17 protein-coding genes and 1 pseudogene are annotated in these 15838 nt (G+C 65.9%); 5 read left to right on the top strand and 13 right to left on the bottom strand.

Features of this window, described 5'->3' with window-relative positions; translation table 11 throughout:
* The 4 genes from KHN96_RS15605 to KHN96_RS15590 form a co-directional block, all read right to left on the bottom strand.
* Window positions 1–954, bottom strand: a complete 954-nt coding sequence (locus KHN96_RS15605) for an ABC transporter permease (RefSeq protein ID WP_062738712.1) — start codon at window positions 952–954, stop codon at window positions 1–3.
* A gap of 2 nt (window positions 955–956) precedes the next feature.
* Window positions 957–2222 carry an ABC transporter substrate-binding protein gene (locus tag KHN96_RS15600; protein WP_062738711.1) on the bottom strand — a complete coding sequence of 422 codons (1266 nt, stop codon included), beginning with the start codon at window positions 2220–2222 and terminating at the stop codon, window positions 957–959.
* Window positions 2223–2299: 77 nt separating this feature from the next.
* The gene (locus tag KHN96_RS15595; protein ID WP_062738710.1) at window positions 2300–3358 is read right to left on the bottom strand and encodes an ABC transporter ATP-binding protein; all 1059 of its coding nucleotides are present in this window, start codon (window positions 3356–3358) and stop codon (window positions 2300–2302) included.
* A gap of 147 nt (window positions 3359–3505) precedes the next feature.
* Window positions 3506–4573, bottom strand: a complete 1068-nt coding sequence (locus KHN96_RS15590; protein ID WP_115043805.1) for a porin — start codon at window positions 4571–4573, stop codon at window positions 3506–3508.
* A gap of 274 nt (window positions 4574–4847) precedes the next feature.
* Between KHN96_RS15590 and KHN96_RS15585 the strand changes: the two genes are divergently transcribed.
* The gene (locus KHN96_RS15585; protein ID WP_062738708.1) at window positions 4848–5570 is read left to right on the top strand and encodes a GntR family transcriptional regulator; all 723 of its coding nucleotides are present in this window, start codon (window positions 4848–4850) and stop codon (window positions 5568–5570) included.
* A 12-nt stretch (window positions 5571–5582) separates the two neighbouring features.
* Here KHN96_RS15585 and KHN96_RS15580 read toward each other — a convergent pair whose 3' ends face one another.
* The 7 genes and pseudogenes from KHN96_RS15580 to KHN96_RS15550 form a co-directional block, all read right to left on the bottom strand.
* On the bottom strand, window positions 5583–6290 hold the full coding sequence (locus KHN96_RS15580; RefSeq protein ID WP_062738707.1) for a YoaK family protein: 708 nt from the start codon (window positions 6288–6290) through the stop codon (window positions 5583–5585).
* The gene (locus KHN96_RS15575) at window positions 6280–8118 is read right to left on the bottom strand and encodes an amidohydrolase (RefSeq protein WP_062738706.1); all 1839 of its coding nucleotides are present in this window, start codon (window positions 8116–8118) and stop codon (window positions 6280–6282) included. The genes KHN96_RS15580 and KHN96_RS15575 overlap by 11 nt, the downstream gene beginning before the upstream one ends.
* A gap of 4 nt (window positions 8119–8122) precedes the next feature.
* A complete protein-coding gene (locus KHN96_RS15570; RefSeq protein WP_045785584.1) occupies window positions 8123–8554 on the bottom strand; it encodes a DoxX family protein in 432 nt (143 codons plus the stop codon).
* Window positions 8555–8558: 4 nt separating this feature from the next.
* Window positions 8559–8879 (bottom strand): XapX domain-containing protein, encoded by a 321-nt coding sequence (locus tag KHN96_RS15565; RefSeq protein ID WP_045785585.1) that lies wholly within the window; start codon window positions 8877–8879, stop codon window positions 8559–8561.
* A 17-nt stretch (window positions 8880–8896) separates the two neighbouring features.
* Window positions 8897–9037: pseudogene (locus KHN96_RS15560) on the bottom strand (alpha/beta fold hydrolase); the annotation flags it as partial.
* 104 nt (window positions 9038–9141) lie between these two features.
* Window positions 9142–9825: a hydrolase gene (locus tag KHN96_RS15555; RefSeq protein WP_027678469.1), complete on the bottom strand. Its 684-nt coding sequence runs from the start codon at window positions 9823–9825 to the stop codon at window positions 9142–9144.
* Between the two features lie 255 nt (window positions 9826–10080).
* On the bottom strand, window positions 10081–11013 hold the full coding sequence (locus KHN96_RS15550; RefSeq protein ID WP_062738705.1) for a LysR family transcriptional regulator: 933 nt from the start codon (window positions 11011–11013) through the stop codon (window positions 10081–10083).
* A 185-nt stretch (window positions 11014–11198) separates the two neighbouring features.
* Here KHN96_RS15550 and KHN96_RS15545 point away from each other — a divergent pair, with 185 nt between their 5' ends.
* The 3 genes from KHN96_RS15545 (at window position 11199) to KHN96_RS15535 (ending at window position 13502) form a co-directional block, all read left to right on the top strand.
* Window positions 11199–12053 carry a 3-hydroxybutyryl-CoA dehydrogenase gene (locus KHN96_RS15545; protein WP_045785587.1) on the top strand — a complete coding sequence of 285 codons (855 nt, stop codon included), beginning with the start codon at window positions 11199–11201 and terminating at the stop codon, window positions 12051–12053.
* Window positions 12054–12082: 29 nt separating this feature from the next.
* Window positions 12083–12511 carry an acyl-CoA thioesterase gene (locus KHN96_RS15540; protein WP_027678466.1) on the top strand — a complete coding sequence of 143 codons (429 nt, stop codon included), beginning with the start codon at window positions 12083–12085 and terminating at the stop codon, window positions 12509–12511.
* Window positions 12512–12644: 133 nt separating this feature from the next.
* Complete coding sequence (locus tag KHN96_RS15535) at window positions 12645–13502, top strand: PhzF family phenazine biosynthesis protein (protein WP_045787742.1); 858 nt, start codon at window positions 12645–12647, stop codon at window positions 13500–13502.
* Here the strand turns inward: KHN96_RS15535 and KHN96_RS15530 are convergent.
* Together KHN96_RS15530 and KHN96_RS15525 are read right to left on the bottom strand one after the other, a co-directional pair.
* The gene (locus tag KHN96_RS15530) at window positions 13499–14038 is read right to left on the bottom strand and encodes a GNAT family N-acetyltransferase (protein WP_045785588.1); all 540 of its coding nucleotides are present in this window, start codon (window positions 14036–14038) and stop codon (window positions 13499–13501) included. The genes KHN96_RS15535 and KHN96_RS15530 overlap by 4 nt on opposite strands.
* Window positions 14038–14622 (bottom strand): helix-turn-helix domain-containing protein, encoded by a 585-nt coding sequence (locus tag KHN96_RS15525; protein WP_062738704.1) that lies wholly within the window; start codon window positions 14620–14622, stop codon window positions 14038–14040. The genes KHN96_RS15530 and KHN96_RS15525 overlap by 1 nt, the downstream gene beginning before the upstream one ends.
* A gap of 181 nt (window positions 14623–14803) precedes the next feature.
* On the opposite strand from KHN96_RS15525, the gene KHN96_RS15520 reads away from it, so the two are divergent.
* Complete coding sequence (locus KHN96_RS15520) at window positions 14804–15835, top strand: NADP-dependent oxidoreductase (protein ID WP_045785590.1); 1032 nt, start codon at window positions 14804–14806, stop codon at window positions 15833–15835.
* Window positions 15836–15838 lie beyond the last annotated feature (3 nt).

The raw sequence follows: 15838 nt of genomic DNA, 5'->3' as shown, positions 1-15838 counted from the left end.
TCAAAGCTCCTTGCGGATGTCGACCACGCGGGTCAGGCCCCAGATGATCATCAGCACCGTCAGCAGCAGCACCACGGCGTTGGCGGCCGCCAGCGGAAACTGCAGGTACGACGTCTGCACCTGGATCATCTTGCCGACCGAGGCAATCTGCTGGCCGCCCATCACGCCGACGGTGACGAAATCGCCCATCACGATGGTCAGGATGAAGATGGAGCCGATCAGGATGCCGCTGCGCGACAGCGGCACGATCACATGCCAGAGCGTCTGCCACGCGGTGGCGCCCGCATCGCGCGCGGCTTCGAGCAACGCGCGGTCGATGCGCATCATCGAATTGAAGATCGGCACGATCATGAACATGGTGTAGAGGTGCACGTACGCGAGCAGCACCGAGAAGTTCGAATACAGCAGCCAGTCCTGCGGCTGATCGATCAGGTGCATGGCCTGCAGCGTCTGGTTGACGAGGCCGTTGCGGCCCAGCAGCGGAATCCACGAAATCATGCGGATCACGTTGGACGTCCAGAACGGCACGGTGCAGATCACGAACAGCAGCGTCTGCACGGCAGCCGAGCGCACGTGGAACGCGAGGAAGTACGCCAGCGCAAAACCCAGCACCAGCGTGAGCACCCAGGTGCCCAGCGCAAAGCGCAGCGTCGACAGATACGTCGACGCGGTCACGCACAGATCGCCGTATTCATTGAGGTGGCCGCAGCCTTCCCACAGCTTGGCGTAGTTGCGCAAGGTGAAGGTCGGCAGCAGCGCGTACTCGTTGAAATCCCAAAAGCTGACCATCGCGACCAGCCCCAGCGGGATGAGGAAGAACACCACGAACACCGCCGCAAACGGCAGCGCCTGCAGGCCCGGACCGACCGGGCGCCGGGCGGCAGCGGGTGCGTCGTTGGCCGGCGCCGACGCTGCCGACGGTTCGGACGATGTGGACGGTGCTGTGGTCGTCATGATCAGGCGGCGACGAACTCGTTCCACTTGCGGACCATGTACTCGTTCTCGTCCATGACCGCGTTCCAGCAGGCGATGCCGCCCATGCGCTGTTCGTAGCTGCCGCCGTCGCGCACGCTGCCGGCCTTGGTGAGCACATCGCCGTGCGGGCTCTTGATGTCTTTGGCGGCGGGCTTGCCTTCCATCCAGTAGGCCCACTCGTACGGCTCCATCTTGGCCTTGGCTGTTTCGAGCACGGCGCTGTAGTAGCCCTGGCGGTTCAGGTACGCACCGGCCCAGCCGTCGAGGAACCAGTTGATGAATTCATATGCCGCATCGAGCTTCTTGCCCGACACCGTCTTCGGAATGCCGAAGCCGGCAGCCCACGCGCGATAGCCTTCCTTCAGCGGCTGGAACGTGCAGTCGATGCCCTTGCTGCGCACGGCCGTCACCGCCGGGCTCCACATCGACTGGATCACCACCTCGCCCGAAGACATCAGGTTCACGCTTTCGTTGAAGTCCTTCCACAGCGCGCGGAACTGGCCGGCCTTCTTGGCTTCGATCAGCGTCTTGATGGTCAGGTCGATTTCGGCGCGGGTCATGTTGCCCTTGTCGGCGTACTTGTGCAGGCCCTTGGCTTCGACCACCATCGCCGCGTCCATGATGCCGATCGACGGAATGTTCAGGATCGACGCACGCCCCTTGAATTCCGGGTTCAGCAGCTCGGCCCATGAGTTGATGGGGCGCTTGATGAGGTCGGGACGGATGCCCAGCGTGTCGGCGTTGTACACCGTCGGGATCAGCGTCATGAACTGCGTGGGCGAGGTCGCGAACGTGGTCGCATTGGCGCCCGGCAGGTACATGACCTTCTTGGGCGCGGTGCCCTGGTCGCCCACCTTCTTGCCGGCCACCTCGCCCTTCGTGAACAGCGACGTGATCTTGTCGGCGTTCTTGATGCGCCGCGCGTCGATGCCCAGCAGGTTGCCGGTCGGCACGATCTTCTTGAGCGAGAAATACTCCGTGTCGATCAGGTCGAAGCTGCTCGGCGCGGTCACGGCGCGCTTGGTGATCTCATCGGTGGTGACGGCCACATACTGCACGCGGATGCCGGTGTCGGCTTCGAATTTTTCGGCGATCAGCTTGTCCTGGTTGACCGCCGTGCCGAGGTAGCGCAGCGTCAGCTTTTCTTGCGCGTGGATCGCGGGTACGACGCCGGTGGCCAGGATGGCGGCCATGCCCTTGAGTGCGGTGCGGCGGCCGGCCTTGAAGTCGTTGGAATCGTCAGACATGTTGCAACCCCTGATAGGAAGGTGAAGGCAGCGCCTGAAGCCGTCAGGCGGCGGATTGGAATGTCGGGTCTCGGGTGTCAGGCGGCGGAGCGGGCCGGAAGACGGTGCGCCTGCGCGGCATCCCACGAAGCCCAGATGGGTTGATGCAGGGCCAGGCGTGGGATGGCGGCGTCGGTCTCGGGCAGGCTCACCGTCACGCGTTGCGAGGGCGAGAGCGCCACGCCTTCCACGCTCACCAGCACGTGCGTGCCTTGATATTCGATATCGCAGATGCGGCCTTGCACGCGCGGGCGGTCGCGGGCGGTGGCCTCATCGGCGTGCAGGGCCATGCGGTCGATGCGCACCGCCACGGGCCCATGCGCGTCTTCCAGCAGGTTGTGTCCGCCGATGAAGGTGGCAACGAACGCGCTGGCCGGCTGGTTGTAGATCTCGCGCGGGCTGCCGGCCTGTTCGATGCGGCCGTGGTTCATCACCACCATCTGGTCGGCCAGCGCCATCGCTTCTTCCTGCGAGTGCGTGACATGCACGAACGTCAACCCCAGCTCCTGCTGCCAGCGCCGCAGCTCGGCGCGCATCTGCGTGCGCAGGAACGGGTCCAGCGCAGAGAGGGGTTCGTCCAGCAGCAGCACGCGCGGCTCCATGATGAGCGCACGTGCCAGCGCCACGCGTTGCTGCTGGCCGCCCGACAACTCGCCCGGCCGGCGCTGCGCTAGGTGGCCCATCGCCACGCGCTCGAGCAACGCCTGCGCGCGTTGGCGGCGCTCGCGTGTGTTGATGCCGCGCATCTTCAGGCTGAAGGCCACGTTGTCGAGCGCGCTCAAATGCGGAAACAGCGCGTAGCTCTGGAACATCATGGCCGTGCCGCGCGACGCCGCCGGCAGGTTGGTGATGTTGCGGTGGCCCAGCAGGATGTCGCCGTCACTCACATGCTCGTGGCCGGCAATCATGCGCAGCGTTGACGATTTGCCGCAGCCCGACGGGCCCAGCAGGCAGCAATAGCTGCCGGCGGGCACGCGCAGATTGATGGCATCGACCGCCACGGCGTCTTGCGCGTAACGCTTGGTCAGCGCAACGAGTTCGAGGGAGTCGGCAGCGGAAGCAGCGACGGCAGCGGGAGCGGTGAGGGCGAGGGTCATGTCGGGTTGGTGCAATAGGTATGCCTGTCTGCGCGCGGCAATTTCACGGCGCGCGGGCCGGGCATGCGTCGTTCTGGTGCGTATGGCCGCATCTGCGGGCAGCCGCGCCACATACCGGGGCAGGTGGCGCGACCGGCTTCGCGCGGGTCAGAAGGTGTGACGCACGCCCAGCGCCACCGACGTCTGGCTTGTGCCCGGCACACCGCCGCCGATGGCGCCCGACGTGGTGTTGACAAGCGCTTCCGTCGCGCTCGACGAGTTTTTCAGATACGCCACGTTGGCCACCAGCGTGGTGCGCTTCGACAGGCTGTAGAGGCCCAGCAGCCGGTAGACCATCGAGCTGTTCGACAGCGTCGTGTTATGGCGGTACAGCACATCGGCCGAGCCGGTAAAGGCCGTGGTGAAGGCGTAGTCGACGCCGCCTTCCACGGCGTAGGCCTTGCGCGCCGACATGCTGGGAATCGACTGGAACGCGCCCGTGCCGCCCACATCGGCGCGCGCCGCGCCCAGCCGCAGCTTGGTCGCGCCAATTGTGTAGCTGCCGCCCACGGTGATCAGCTTGTAGAGCGAGCCGGTGCCGCTGCCATCGCGCTCCTGGTCGTAGCTGGCGGCCAGGTACAGCGGGCCGGCGCTATAGCGCCCCGCCAGGTTGAACAGCGAACCCTGCGAGATCGAGCCCGCAGCTTCGCCAAAGCCGTACATCGCGCCGAACTGCGCCCCGCCCAGGTCGGGCGACACGTACTTGACCGTGTTGTTGTAGATCTCGCTGACGGCGTCGAACTCGCTGAACTTGAAGATCGAGCCCGAGTTGTAGCCGCCCTTGAAGACGCTGCCCACCAGCCAGTCGTCGTTGAAGTTCCATTGCTTGCCGGCGGTGAGCGTGCCCGACGACGAACTCAGCCCGACATACGAATTGCGCGAGAACAGCGTCCCGTTGGACGACATGCGCCCGTTGCTCGGGTTGAAACCCGCCTGCAGGTTGAACAGCGCCTTCAGGCCGCCACCGAGGTCTTCCTTGCCGCTCAGGCCGAAGTTGGACACACCGAGAATGCTGTCCGACACGCCGGTCAGGCTTTGCGAGCCGTTGCCGGCATGGTTGGTCCAGCTCACGCCGGTATCGATGACGCCCGACAGCGTCACGCTGGACTGCGCCGCAGCGACGCCAGACAGCCCGAATGCCAGGGCGGCAGCGCCCAGCTTGGTGGTGGTGCTCATGACAGGTGATCCCCCTAAATGAATTGGCGCGACCGCGTGGCCGCTCCCGGCATTGCGTTCTATGTTGAGTACAAGCTTTGTTTGGATTGTGCACAATCACGGAGGTCCTCTATGCAGTAACCGTGCCATGCAAAATCCCAGGTTTTCGCCTGCTTCTGGTGCAAAACCGTGTGGGAGGCGGGGAGATTTCTTGAGGATGTCGCACCAAGGTCGTCCGGATTGGCATCAGGGTTGTGCACAATCCAAGCGCGGTTTGCTCGATTAGAATGGCGAGATGCCAGCGCCTACGACCCCTCCGATCTCCCGGCCCCGCCGCAACAACGCCGAAATCGACGCCCGCATTTCCGATGCGGTGTACGAGGCGATCCTTGAGCAGAAGCTGCCGCCGGGCACGCGCCTGGTCGAGGCACAGCTATGCAAGGCTTTTGGGATTACGCGGGGGACATTGCGCCGGGTGCTGGTGAAGCTGGCGCATGAGGGCGTGGTGGAGCTGCAGCCCAATCGCGGCGCGATCATCGCCGTGCACGACGCGGCGGAAGCGCGACAGGTCTTTGGGGCGCGGCTGATTCTGGAAACCGGCTCGGTGCGGGAGCTGGCCCAGCACGCCACCGCGGCTCAACTCGCCGAATTGCGCGCGCTGGCCGCGGCAGAACATGCCAGCCGGGAATCGGGCAACTGGCGTGAGTGGATCCGCCTGTCGGGCGATTTCCACATCCAGCTTGCCGAGGCCAACGGCAACCCCATCATCACGGCGATGCTGCGCACGCTGGTGGCGCGCACCTCGCTGCTGATCGGGCTTTATGAGTCTCCCGCACGGCCGAGCTGCGGCCATGACGAACACCTGGCCATTCTCGATGCGGTGGAGCGCCGCGACGGCGAGCGCGCGGCGCGGCTGATGGGCGAACACCTGGGTGAATACATCGCTGCGCTGGAGCTGGAGCCCCGCCAGGTGGAGGCGATCGATTTCTCGACGCTCTTCCGCCGCGTCAAGTTCTGACCGGGCGGTGGCCTAGCGTTGCAGGATCGCCAGGCCCACGAGAATCCCCACGGGCGGCAACACGCACCAGAACGACAGCGTCGCAAACGCCAGCGCCCCCAGCACCGCCCCGATGGCAAAGCCGGCAAGCGGCGGCACCATCTTGCGCAACCGCGTGCGCGCAACGTCCTTCTGCGTAGCGCCCGGCGACAGCAGCTCCACCACATCGATCACGATCTGCGTGGTGTTGCCCGTCATGATCGTCGTGGGGGCGTGTTCCGACAGCACGATGCGCGCCTTGGCGTTCTGCACGCCCATCGCCGCGACGCCGATCAGCCCGACAACGATGGTGGCCGGTGCATCGGGCGACTGAATCGGCAAGGCCAGCAGGCCCGCCGCCATGAAGACCAGCAGCAGAACAGCCTGCACAAGCAGCAGCGGCCGCAGCGGCGCCACACCGCGCCGCGTGAGCGCCGTCACGGCGAGTTTGGTCGCTGCCACGGCCACCACGAACATCGGCAGCGCCAGCAGCTTGGCGAGCACGCCTTGGCCGGAGCCCGCCAGTTCCAGGCCGATCATCACGAAGTTGCCGGTGACATGCGCGGTGAACAGTCCGAACAACGCCGCGAAGCCGACCACATCCACATAACCCGCGACGAACGCCAGCAGCGTTCCCTGTGCGATCAGGAAACGCGCTGACGCTGGTGTGGCCGTTGCCGCCGTCGCCGCTTCAGAAGGCAAAGCACGAACACCCGAAGGCGCCCCAGAAGCCGCGGAAGTCGGTGGTCGGCACATTGGCCGTGCGCGCTTTCTGGTGGGCGTGGCCGTGCACCGAACACGAACCGACGCACTGATGCACCTGCTGCTGCATGGGCGCAGCCGGCCGCCAGTGCCCCGGCACGCGCGCCACGGGCGACCACTCCGGCAGCACCGGAATCGGCGGCGGGCCGAATTCGGCAAACTCGGCGGCGCCGTAGACGATGCGGCCGCCCACCACCGTCAGCACCGATTCGATGGTCTTGATATCGGCCTCGGGCACGCTGAAGAAATCCGCCGACAACGCCGCCAGATCAGCGAGTTGCCCCACCTTGATCTGCCCCTTGTTGCCCTGGTCTGCGGAGAACCACGCGCTGCCGTGCGTGTACAGCTCGAGCGCCACTTCGCGCGGCAGCCCTTCCGGATACAGCGCCATGCCGCCCACGGTGCGCCCGCTCGCCAGCCAGTACAGCGACGTCCACGGGTTGTAGCTCGACACGCGCGTGGCGTCGGTGCCGGCGCCCACGGGCACGCCTTCGGCCAGCATGCGCTTGATGGGCGGCGTCTGTTCGGCAGCGGCTGCGCCGTAGCGGTCGACAAAGTATTCGCCCTGGAAGGCCATGCGGTCCTGGATGGCGATGCCGCCCCCGAGCGCGCGCACGCGCTCGATGTTCTTCGGCGAAATCGTCTCGGCATGATCGAAGAACCACGGCAGGCCGTTGAAGGGAATGTCGCGGTTCACGCGCTCGAACACATCGAGCATGCGCGAAATCGATTCGTCGTAAGTGGCGTGCAGCCGGAACGGCCAGCGCTGCGCGACGAGGTGGCGCACCACGGTTTCCAGCTCCTGCTCCATCGTCTCGGGCAGGTCGGGGCGCGGTTGCAGGAAGTCTTCGAAATCAGCGGCGGAGAAGACCAGCATCTCGCCCGCGCCGTTGTGGCGGAAGAAGTCATCGCCCTGGCGGTATTGCAGGCTGCCGGTCCAGTTCTTGAAGTCGGCCAGCTCTTCTTTCGGCTTCTGCGTGAAGAGGTTGTAGGCGATGCGGATGGTGAGCTGGTTCTGCGCCGACAGCTCGCGGATGACCTCGTAGTCTTCCGGGTAGTTCTGGAAGCCGCCGCCCGCGTCGATGGCGCTCGTCACGCCCAGGCGGTTCAGCTCGCGCATGAACTGGCGCGTGGAGTTGACCTGGTATTCGGGCGGCAGCTTCGGCCCCTTGGCGAGCGTCGCGTACAGGATCATCGCGTTGGGCCTGGCGATCAGCATGCCGGTGGGCTCGCCGGATGCGTCGCGCTGGATCTCGCCGCCGGGCGGGTTCGGCGTGTCCTTGGTGTAGCCGACCTGGCGCAGCGCTGCGCGGTTGAGCAGCGCGCGGTCGTACAGGTGCAGCACGAACACGGGCGTATCGGGCGCGGCCTGGTTCAGCTCTTCGAGCGTCGGCATGCGGCGCTCGGCAAACTGGAATTCCGACCAGCCGCCCACCACGCGCACCCATTGCGGCGACGGCGTGCGCGCGGCCTGCTCCTTGAGCATGCGCATCGCGTCGGCCAGGGAGGGCACGCCTTCCCAGCGCAGCTCGAGGTTGTAGTTCAGCCCGCCGCGGATCAGGTGCAGGTGTGAATCGTTCAGGCCGGGAATGACGGTGCGCCCGCGCAGGTCGATGACCTGGGTGGCAGCGCCGCGCTGGGCCATCACGGTGGCATCGTCGCCCACGGCAACGAAGCGGCCCTCACGCACGGCAACGGCGCTGGCGGTGGGGCGTTCGCGGTCGACCGTGTGGATGCGGCCGTTGTGCAGGATGAGGTCGGCGGTCATTGCGTCAGTATTTGGGATAGATCGAAAAGCGTCCGGGTCCGGCAATCAGGACGGTGGTGAAGATGATCAGCAGCATCCACCCGAACTGTCCATCGGCAAGCGACCAGTCCGGATGCACCACCAGCATGGCCACCAGCAACGTGGCGATGATGGGCAGACACGCCAGGCGCGTCAGCACGCCAAGCGCAATCAGCAGCGGACACAGTGTTTCCGACAGGATGGCGAGCAGCAGCGTGGGTGCGGCGCCCATGTGGAATGGGTCTTCAATGCGCGTCAGTTCCTGGCTGTAGTGCAGCACCTTGGGCAGCCCATGCACGGCGATCAGCAGGGCGCTGCCGGTGACGCGCAGGAACAGCAGGCCGGCATGCAGGGCAACATTCGCCGCGGTGCCGGCGGGCGCGGCAGCGTGCGAGGGTTCGAGCGACAGGCGTGTCATGGCATCAGCTCGGATTGCGCGGCGTGGCGCTGCCGGATTCGCCGGTGGCGGCCAGGTCCGTGGGGGACGCCTGGGGCGGCGCTTGGCTCGGCACTTGAGGCGGCGCGCCGGTGATCTTCGGCACGCATTCGTGCCGGAACCACGCCATGGTGATCGGCTCGCCGGCCAGCAGGCGCTGCGCGGCCGGCACGATCTGTTCGCCGATCAGCATGCCGAGCAGCCCGACCAGCGCGATTGCCGGTGGCGCCGGTGAGCGGACGTGCAGCAGTGCATAGATGACGCCAACCAGCATGCCGACGGCAATGGAGATGAGATAGGGCTTCACGAGGAGGGCTCCAGAACGCCCTTCTGCACGAAGACCAGCATCTGCGCGTCCCACGCGTCGGCGTTGCGCGGCCAGCCCTGCGAGAAGACGACGGGCTTGCCGCTGCCCCAGTCCTCGTAAAAGATGCGCGTACCGTCTTGGGTGGTAATCGTTTGCATGGGAATGAGAGAGGGGGGCGTTGAAGGGGCGACTGGGCGACGCATGCGGTTGCACATGCGTCGCCCGGCCGGAGCGGCGTCTTCTTTTATGGTCGGCGGCGCGATCAGTTGGCAGCCACGGCAGCCAGCGCCTCGTGCGGCGTCGCGGTGCGTTGCGGGGCCTTGTGCACCATCGTGTAGGCGTAGTCCACGCCCATGCCGTAGGCGCCGGAGTGCTCCTTCACCAGCTTCATGACGGCGTCGTACGTGTCGCGGTGGGCCCAGTCACGCTGCCATTCGAGCAGCACCTGTTGCCACGTCACGGGCACCACGCCGGCCTGGACCATGCGCTGCATCGCGTAGTCGTGCGCGTCTTTCGATGTGCCGCCCGAAGCGTCGGCGACCATGTAGATCTCGTAGTCGGCATCGTGCATGGCCGACAGCGCGAAGGTGCAGTTGCACACCTCCGTCCACAGACCCGAGACGACCACCTTCTTGCGGTTGTTCTTTGCCAGGGCATCGCGCACCTTCTGGTCGTCCCAGGAGTTCATCGAGGTGCGTTCGAGCAGTGGCTGATCCGGAAACACATCGAGCAGCTCCGGATAGGTGTAGCCCGAAAAGCTCTGCGACTCGACGGTCGTAATGGTGGTGGGGATGTTGAAGATTTTGGCGGCCTTGGCAAGGCCAACGGTGTTGTTCTTCAGGACCTGACGATCGATCGATTGCACGCCGAAGGCCATTTGCGGCTGGTGGTCGATGAAGATCAATTGACAGTTCTGCGGGGTAAGGACTTCCAGCTTGGGATTCATGGCCGTATCCAGTTTCCGATGGGGAACTACGAGAGGGGATGCTGCAGACCTGTCGTCGCATCGACGCGGCGCGATCAGCGGCCCAACCATGATAGGAAGTTGCGTTCGGGGTGGAACGGCTGAATTGGCGAGTGCAGTTTTTGGGATTGCCGAACAATCGTCGCGACGTTCGGAAACACTCCGCCGGTACCCTGGATCCGCGCGCGGGCCGAGGGCGCCGGTCGTGGAATTCGGGCCGCGTGGCCCTCAGCAACGTCAGCGGATCCAGCCGCGCTCGAGCAGCGGTCTGTCCCAAGCCAGCTCGCCGGCATGGTGGCTGGCAAGGCAATCGATGAGCGCACACACCTTGACCGCCTGCCGCTGCGTCGCCGGATACACGGCCGAGAAATGCAGCGGTGTCAGGTCGTAATCGGCCAGCACGGGCACGAGGCGGCCGGCGACCAGGTCGTCGCTGATGACGAGCGTTGGCAGGCAGGCGATGCCGGCACTGGTCAGGGCGTAGTCGCGCAGCAGATGCACGGAGTTGGAGCGCACCCGCTCGGGCAGGTCCATCGCGGGGAGCGTTTCGCCGTTGCGCGAGAACTCCCAGCGCTTGCGTGTCGGATAACCGGAATACAGCGCCAGTGAATGCTGCAGCAGGTCGGCCGGCTGCTGCGGCAGGCCGTACTCTTCCACGTACGCCGGCGTGGCGCAGAACATGCGCCGCAGCGCGAACAGGCGCCGCTCGATCAGCGAATCGTTGATGGGCGGGAAGATCTGGAACACCACGTCGAACCCGTCGGCAATGGGGTCGACCACGCTGTCGTCCACCACCACGTCGAGCTGGATATCGGGGTACTGCGCACCGAACCGGGCCAGCGGTTCGGCAAAGTGGCCGAGCGCGTATCCGGGCAGCATGCGGATGCGCAGCTTGCCGGCCGGCGTGGCGCGCAGGCCGCGCATCTGGTCGGTGAGATCCGTCAGCATGCAGACGGCTTCGGCGCATTGCTTGTAGTAGGTCTCGCCCACTTCGGACAAGCGCACGTGCCGCGTGCTGCGGTGAAACAGCGGCGCTTCGATAAAGCGCTCCAACTGCTGCACGCGGTTGGTGACCACCGAGTTGGTCACGCCCAACTGGCGGGCGGCTTCGGCAAAGCTGCGCGTTTCTGCCACGCGCACGAAGGCTTCGATACTGAGAAAGCGGTCCATTTGCAGCGTCCTGGCGCCTGGGGTGAAAGGGGGGCGCGACGCCGGCCATCATACGGCGAACCGGTGAAATGTGACGGGAGCGTCGGCGAGGCTTTTCTGCCCGTCGTCGCGTCGTTTATCCTCTGCAATCTGTTTCATCCCGTCTTCCATTCCAATACCAAGCAATACCAAGCGAGGAGCAGTTCATGGCAATTCAAGTCGTCGGCATCGTGGGTGCCGGAACAATGGGCAACGGCATTGCGCAAGCGTGCGCCGTGGTCGGGCTGGATGTGGTGATGGTGGATATCAGCGATGCCGCCGTGCAGAAAGGCATTGCCACCGTGGCCGGCAGCCTGGACCGCCTCATCAAGAAGGAAAAGCTGACCGAAGCCGACAAGGCCGCCGCGCTGGCACGCATCCATGGCTCGACCAGCTATGACGACCTCAAGCGCGCCGACCTCGTCATCGAGGCCGCCACCGAGAACTTCGACCTGAAGGTGAAGATCCTCAAGCAGCTCGAGGCGGTCGCTGCGCCGCACGCGATCGTGGCGTCGAACACGTCGTCCATCTCGATCACCAAGCTGGCCGCCGTGCTGCAGGATGCCAGCCGCTTCATCGGCATGCATTTCTTCAACCCGGTGCCGATGATGGCGCTGGTGGAAGTCATTCGCGGTCTGCAGACGAGCGATGCCACGCATGCGGCGGTGGAAGCGCTGGCCAAGCAGCTCGGCAAGACGCCCATCACGGTCAAGAACAGCCCGGGCTTTGTCGTCAACCGGATCCTGTGTCCGATGATCAACGAGGCGTTCTGCGTGCTGGGCGAGGGTCTGGCTTCGCCGGAGGAGATCGACGAAGGCATGAAGCTCGGCTGCAATCACCCGATCGGGCCGCTGGCGCTGGCCGACATGATCGGCCTGGACACCATGCTGGCCGTGATGGAAGTGCTGTACACCGAATTCGGTGATCCGAAATACCGCCCCGCCATGCTGATGCGCGAAATGGTGGCCGCCGGCTACCTGGGCCGCAAGACCGGCCGCGGCGTGTACGACTATCGCAAGTGAGCCAATCCCACACCGCATCGGAGCCGTCCATGTCGATCTATACGTATCAGGTGCTGTGGGCTGACCTGGACGGCAACCAGCACCTCAAAAACACGCGCTACATCGACTACGCGTCGCACAGCCGGTTTCGTTTTCTGACCGAGCAGGGCTTTGGCCCGAAGGCCTTCGCGCAGCACAAGCTCGGGCCGGTGGTATTTGAAGACCGTGTCAGCTACCGCAAGGAACTGCGCCTCATGGATGCCTTTACCGTGAGCGTGGAGACCGCCGGCCGCAACGAGCGCGGTTCGCGTTTCATCATGGTCAACCGCATCCGCAATGAAGCGGGCGACCTGTGTGCGGAAATCACCAGCATGTGCGCGTGGTTCGACCTTGCCGAGCGCAAAGTTGCCGCGCCACCGCCGGCGCTGTTCGCCGTGATGGAACGCACGCCCCGTACGGACGACTACCGGCTGCTGTAACGGCTGTCCGCCAACTGTCAGGCCGGATTCGCGCAAACTGTCTGCAAGTGTGCATGGAGACGGTGTGGCGGTGCGTTGAAGATGACGCATCGCCACACCGTTTTTTTTCTTCCCCAACACTTCGGACGCCACCATGTCGCGCTACGCCTTCCGCCTGCTCAACGTCTTTGCCGAATCCACCTTTGGCGGCAACCAGCTCGCCGTGTTTGAAGACGGGCGCGGCCTGGACGACGCCACCATGCAGGCCATCGGACGCCAGTTCAACCTGTCCGAGATCACCTTCATCTTTCCCGACGAGGCCGATGGCGCCACGGCGCGCTTCCGCATCTTCACGCCCGATTACGAGATGCCGTTTGCCGGCCACCCGTCGCTGGGGACCGCGCAGGTGGTGCGCGAACTGTATGGCCCCGGCAATGAGCTGACGTTGCGTTGCCAGTCGGGCATCGTGTCGCTGACGGCGCAGGACGACGGGTGGTCGCTGGTGCCGCCGCGCTCCGGGGCCCTGAGCACGCGCGAGGCGGACCCGGCCATCGCCGCCATGCTGGGCTTGGATGCCGATGCGCTGGCAGGCCCGCCGCTGTGGGTGGATGCCGGTATCGAACAGTTGATGGTGCCCGTCAAGACACGCGCTGATGTCGATCGCGCCCGCCCCGATCTGTCGGTGTTCGACGCGTGGCCGCGCAGCCGCAACGACGGGCGCAATGCGTACGTCTTCACCATGCCGAAGCCCGGCAGCAATGATCCGGTGGTGTCGCGCTTCTTCTTCGAATACGGCACCGGCATGCTCGAAGATCCGGGCACCGGCTCGGCGTGTGCCAACCTCGGCGGCTGGCTGCGCGCGACGGGCCATGCGTTGCCGGCCAGTTACCGCATCGAGCAGGGCGCTGCGGTGGGGCGACCCTGCCACCTCACGCTGCGTGTGGATGCCGACGGCACGATCCACGTCGGTGGCCGCGTGATCGAAATCGGCCGCGGCACGTTGACGATTTAATCGGCGGCGCCCAGCTGCTTGCAGAAGAACGTCGTCCCGCAGAACGCGCCGTCCGGCATCAGCGCGTAGTTGGGCACCACGCCCACGCGCTGCCAGCCGGCGCGTGCGTACAGCCGCTCGGCGTCGCCGCCCGTCACGGTGTCGAGCACGAGCACCGTCTTACCCTCGGCGCGCGCCTCGTCTTCAATGGCCGCCATCAACCGCTGCGCCAAGCCTTGCCGGCGCGCGCGGCGGTGCACGAGCATCTTGGCGACGTCGGCGCGGTGCGGCTGGTTTTCCGGCTGCGCGAGCACCAGTTGCACGGTGCCGTGGATGGCGCCTGCCGCGTCTTCGGCAATCAGCAGGGCGCGCTCGCCCCTGGCCACGCCGTCGGCCACACCGCGCCAGAATGCCCGCGCCTTGTCTTGCGACAGCGGCGCCATGAAGCTGACCGACGCGCCACCCTCCACGCAGTCGATGAGCACATCGGCTAAGGCATCGACGCACGCGCTTGCCTCGTTGGCGCCCACGCGGCGGATGGTCAGGGTGTCGGTCATCAGGGCCTCCAGTGGGCAGCGGATACGGTTGTGAGTGCGACGAGGTAGCGGGCCGGCCGCCGCGTGGGGTTGTGATAGACGATCGGACAGTCCAGCCGCATGGTCAGGCAATCGCCTGCATTGAGGCGCCAGTGCGCGTCGCCCACGGTCATTTCCATCGTGCCTTCGATGATCCACACCTGCTGGTGGATTTCCGCATCGCGCGCGCCGGTGTCATAGGCGACGCGCTCGCCGGGCGGAAAGTACACCTCCACGAGCTGCAGCGGCGAACGCGCTGCCGGCGACAGGTTGCGCCGCACGTAGCCCGAGGCGGGGTCGGTCCACTCCGGCTGCTCCGCCGCGCGCGATACGGGCGAGGGCTCCGCGGCCGGCGCCGCACCGTCTTCGAACAGCGAGGCCAGCGTCACGCCCAGCGCGGAGCTGAGCCGATCGAGCACCGCAGCGGTCGGGCTGCTCTGACCGCGCTCGATCAGGGAGATGGCCGATCGGCTGACCTGGCTGCGTTCGGCCAGCGCGTCGAGCGAGAGCCCCTGGGCGTCGCGCAATTCGCGCAGGCGCCGGGCGATACGTTGATGGATGTCCATGCATTCCAGTTTAATGGAATTCTTCGTCTAGTAAACTGGAATATGAAGCGACGAATGATTGGCCTTGCTGAGGGTAGTGCCTTGCGCAACCGTCAGCTGAATCTTGCGATTGCTGCTAGATTGCCCAGCCACGCAAATTTTTTTCGCCGTTTTCTAGACGATTGGTCTACAGGAGATTGCCATGCCGCAACGTGAAGCCGTCAATCGCCGCATCGTTCTCGCCAGCCGCCCCAGCGGCACGCCTTCGCTCGACAACTTCCGCATCGAAGAGACTGCCGTGCCCACGCCGCAGGACGGCCAGGTGCTGCTGCGCACGCTGTACCTGTCGCTCGACCCCTACATGCGCAATCTGATGGATGAAGTCGGCCCCGGCTACGCGCCGCCGGTGGAGGTGGGCGCGCCCATGGTGGGCGGTACCGTCAGCCGCGTGGTGGCATCGCGGGACGCGCGGTTTCGCGAGGGCGATGTGGTGCTCGGCGCGGCTGGCTGGCAGGACTATGCCGTTGCCGCCGGCGACGAGTTGACCGCGCTGGGCGATATGCCGGAGCCATCGCTGGCGCTGGGCGGGCTTGGCATGCCCGCCTTTACGGCGTACGTCGGTCTGCTCGACATTGGCGAGCCCAAGCCCGGCGAAACCGTGGTGGTGGCCGCGGCCACGGGCGCGGTCGGCGCGGTGGTCGGACAGATCGCGAAGCTCAAGGGCGCGCGCGTGGTCGGCATTGCCGGCGGCGCGGACAAATGCCGCTACGCCGTCGACACGCTCGGCTTTGACGCTTGCCTGGACCGCCGGCAACCCGACCTCGCGAAGCGCCTGGCCCAGGCCTGCCCAGACGGCATCGACGTGTACTTCGAAAACGTGGGTGGCGAGGTGTTCGACGCGGTGTTGCCGCTGCTGAACATCGGCGCGCGCGTGCCGGTGTGCGGTTTCATTGCGCACTACAACGACGAGGCCGCCGCCGGGCCAGACCGGCTGCCCAAGGTCACCGCGACCGTGCTGCAGAAGCGCGTACGCATGCAGGGCTTCATCATCCTCGACCACTACGCCAGTCGCTACGACGCGTTCCAGCGCGACATGGCCGCGTGGGTGGCGGCCGGCAAGGTGAAGGTGCGCGAAGACCGCGTCGAGGGCCTGGAGAACGCCCCGGCCGCCTTCCTCGGCCTGCTCGAAGGACGCAACTTCGGCAAGCTCGTGGTGCGCGTGGCCGAGGTGTGATCG

The organism is Ralstonia mannitolilytica, assembly GCF_905397375.1.
GTDB classification, from domain to species: Bacteria; Pseudomonadota; Gammaproteobacteria; order Burkholderiales; family Burkholderiaceae; genus Ralstonia; species Ralstonia mannitolilytica.
The sequence above is the reverse complement of the archived record's forward strand: the minus strand, read 5'-3'. Positions and strand labels throughout refer to the sequence as shown.

Bases quoted from the DNA above. Each gene is read 5' to 3' on its own strand.
- KHN96_RS15605 (WP_062738712.1), bottom strand. From the start codon at position 954: ATGACGACCACAGCACCGTCCACATCGTCCGAACCGTCGGCAGCGTCG.
- KHN96_RS15600 (WP_062738711.1), bottom strand. From the start codon at position 2,222: ATGTCTGACGATTCCAACGACTTCAAGGCCGGCCGCCGCACCGCACTC.
- KHN96_RS15595 (WP_062738710.1), bottom strand. From the start codon at position 3,358: ATGACCCTCGCCCTCACCGCTCCCGCTGCCGTCGCTGCTTCCGCTGCC.
- KHN96_RS15590 (WP_115043805.1), bottom strand. From the start codon at position 4,573: ATGAGCACCACCACCAAGCTGGGCGCTGCCGCCCTGGCATTCGGGCTG.
- KHN96_RS15585 (WP_062738708.1), top strand. From the start codon at position 4,848: ATGCCAGCGCCTACGACCCCTCCGATCTCCCGGCCCCGCCGCAACAAC.
- KHN96_RS15575 (WP_062738706.1), bottom strand. From the start codon at position 8,118: ATGACCGCCGACCTCATCCTGCACAACGGCCGCATCCACACGGTCGAC.
- KHN96_RS15570 (WP_045785584.1), bottom strand. From the start codon at position 8,554: ATGACACGCCTGTCGCTCGAACCCTCGCACGCTGCCGCGCCCGCCGGC.
- KHN96_RS15555 (WP_027678469.1), bottom strand. From the start codon at position 9,825: ATGAATCCCAAGCTGGAAGTCCTTACCCCGCAGAACTGTCAATTGATC.
- KHN96_RS15550 (WP_062738705.1), bottom strand. From the start codon at position 11,013: ATGGACCGCTTTCTCAGTATCGAAGCCTTCGTGCGCGTGGCAGAAACG.
- KHN96_RS15545 (WP_045785587.1), top strand. From the start codon at position 11,199: ATGGCAATTCAAGTCGTCGGCATCGTGGGTGCCGGAACAATGGGCAAC.
- KHN96_RS15540 (WP_027678466.1), top strand. From the start codon at position 12,083: ATGTCGATCTATACGTATCAGGTGCTGTGGGCTGACCTGGACGGCAAC.
- KHN96_RS15535 (WP_045787742.1), top strand. From the start codon at position 12,645: ATGTCGCGCTACGCCTTCCGCCTGCTCAACGTCTTTGCCGAATCCACC.
- KHN96_RS15530 (WP_045785588.1), bottom strand. From the start codon at position 14,038: ATGACCGACACCCTGACCATCCGCCGCGTGGGCGCCAACGAGGCAAGC.
- KHN96_RS15525 (WP_062738704.1), bottom strand. From the start codon at position 14,622: ATGGACATCCATCAACGTATCGCCCGGCGCCTGCGCGAATTGCGCGAC.
- KHN96_RS15520 (WP_045785590.1), top strand. From the start codon at position 14,804: ATGCCGCAACGTGAAGCCGTCAATCGCCGCATCGTTCTCGCCAGCCGC.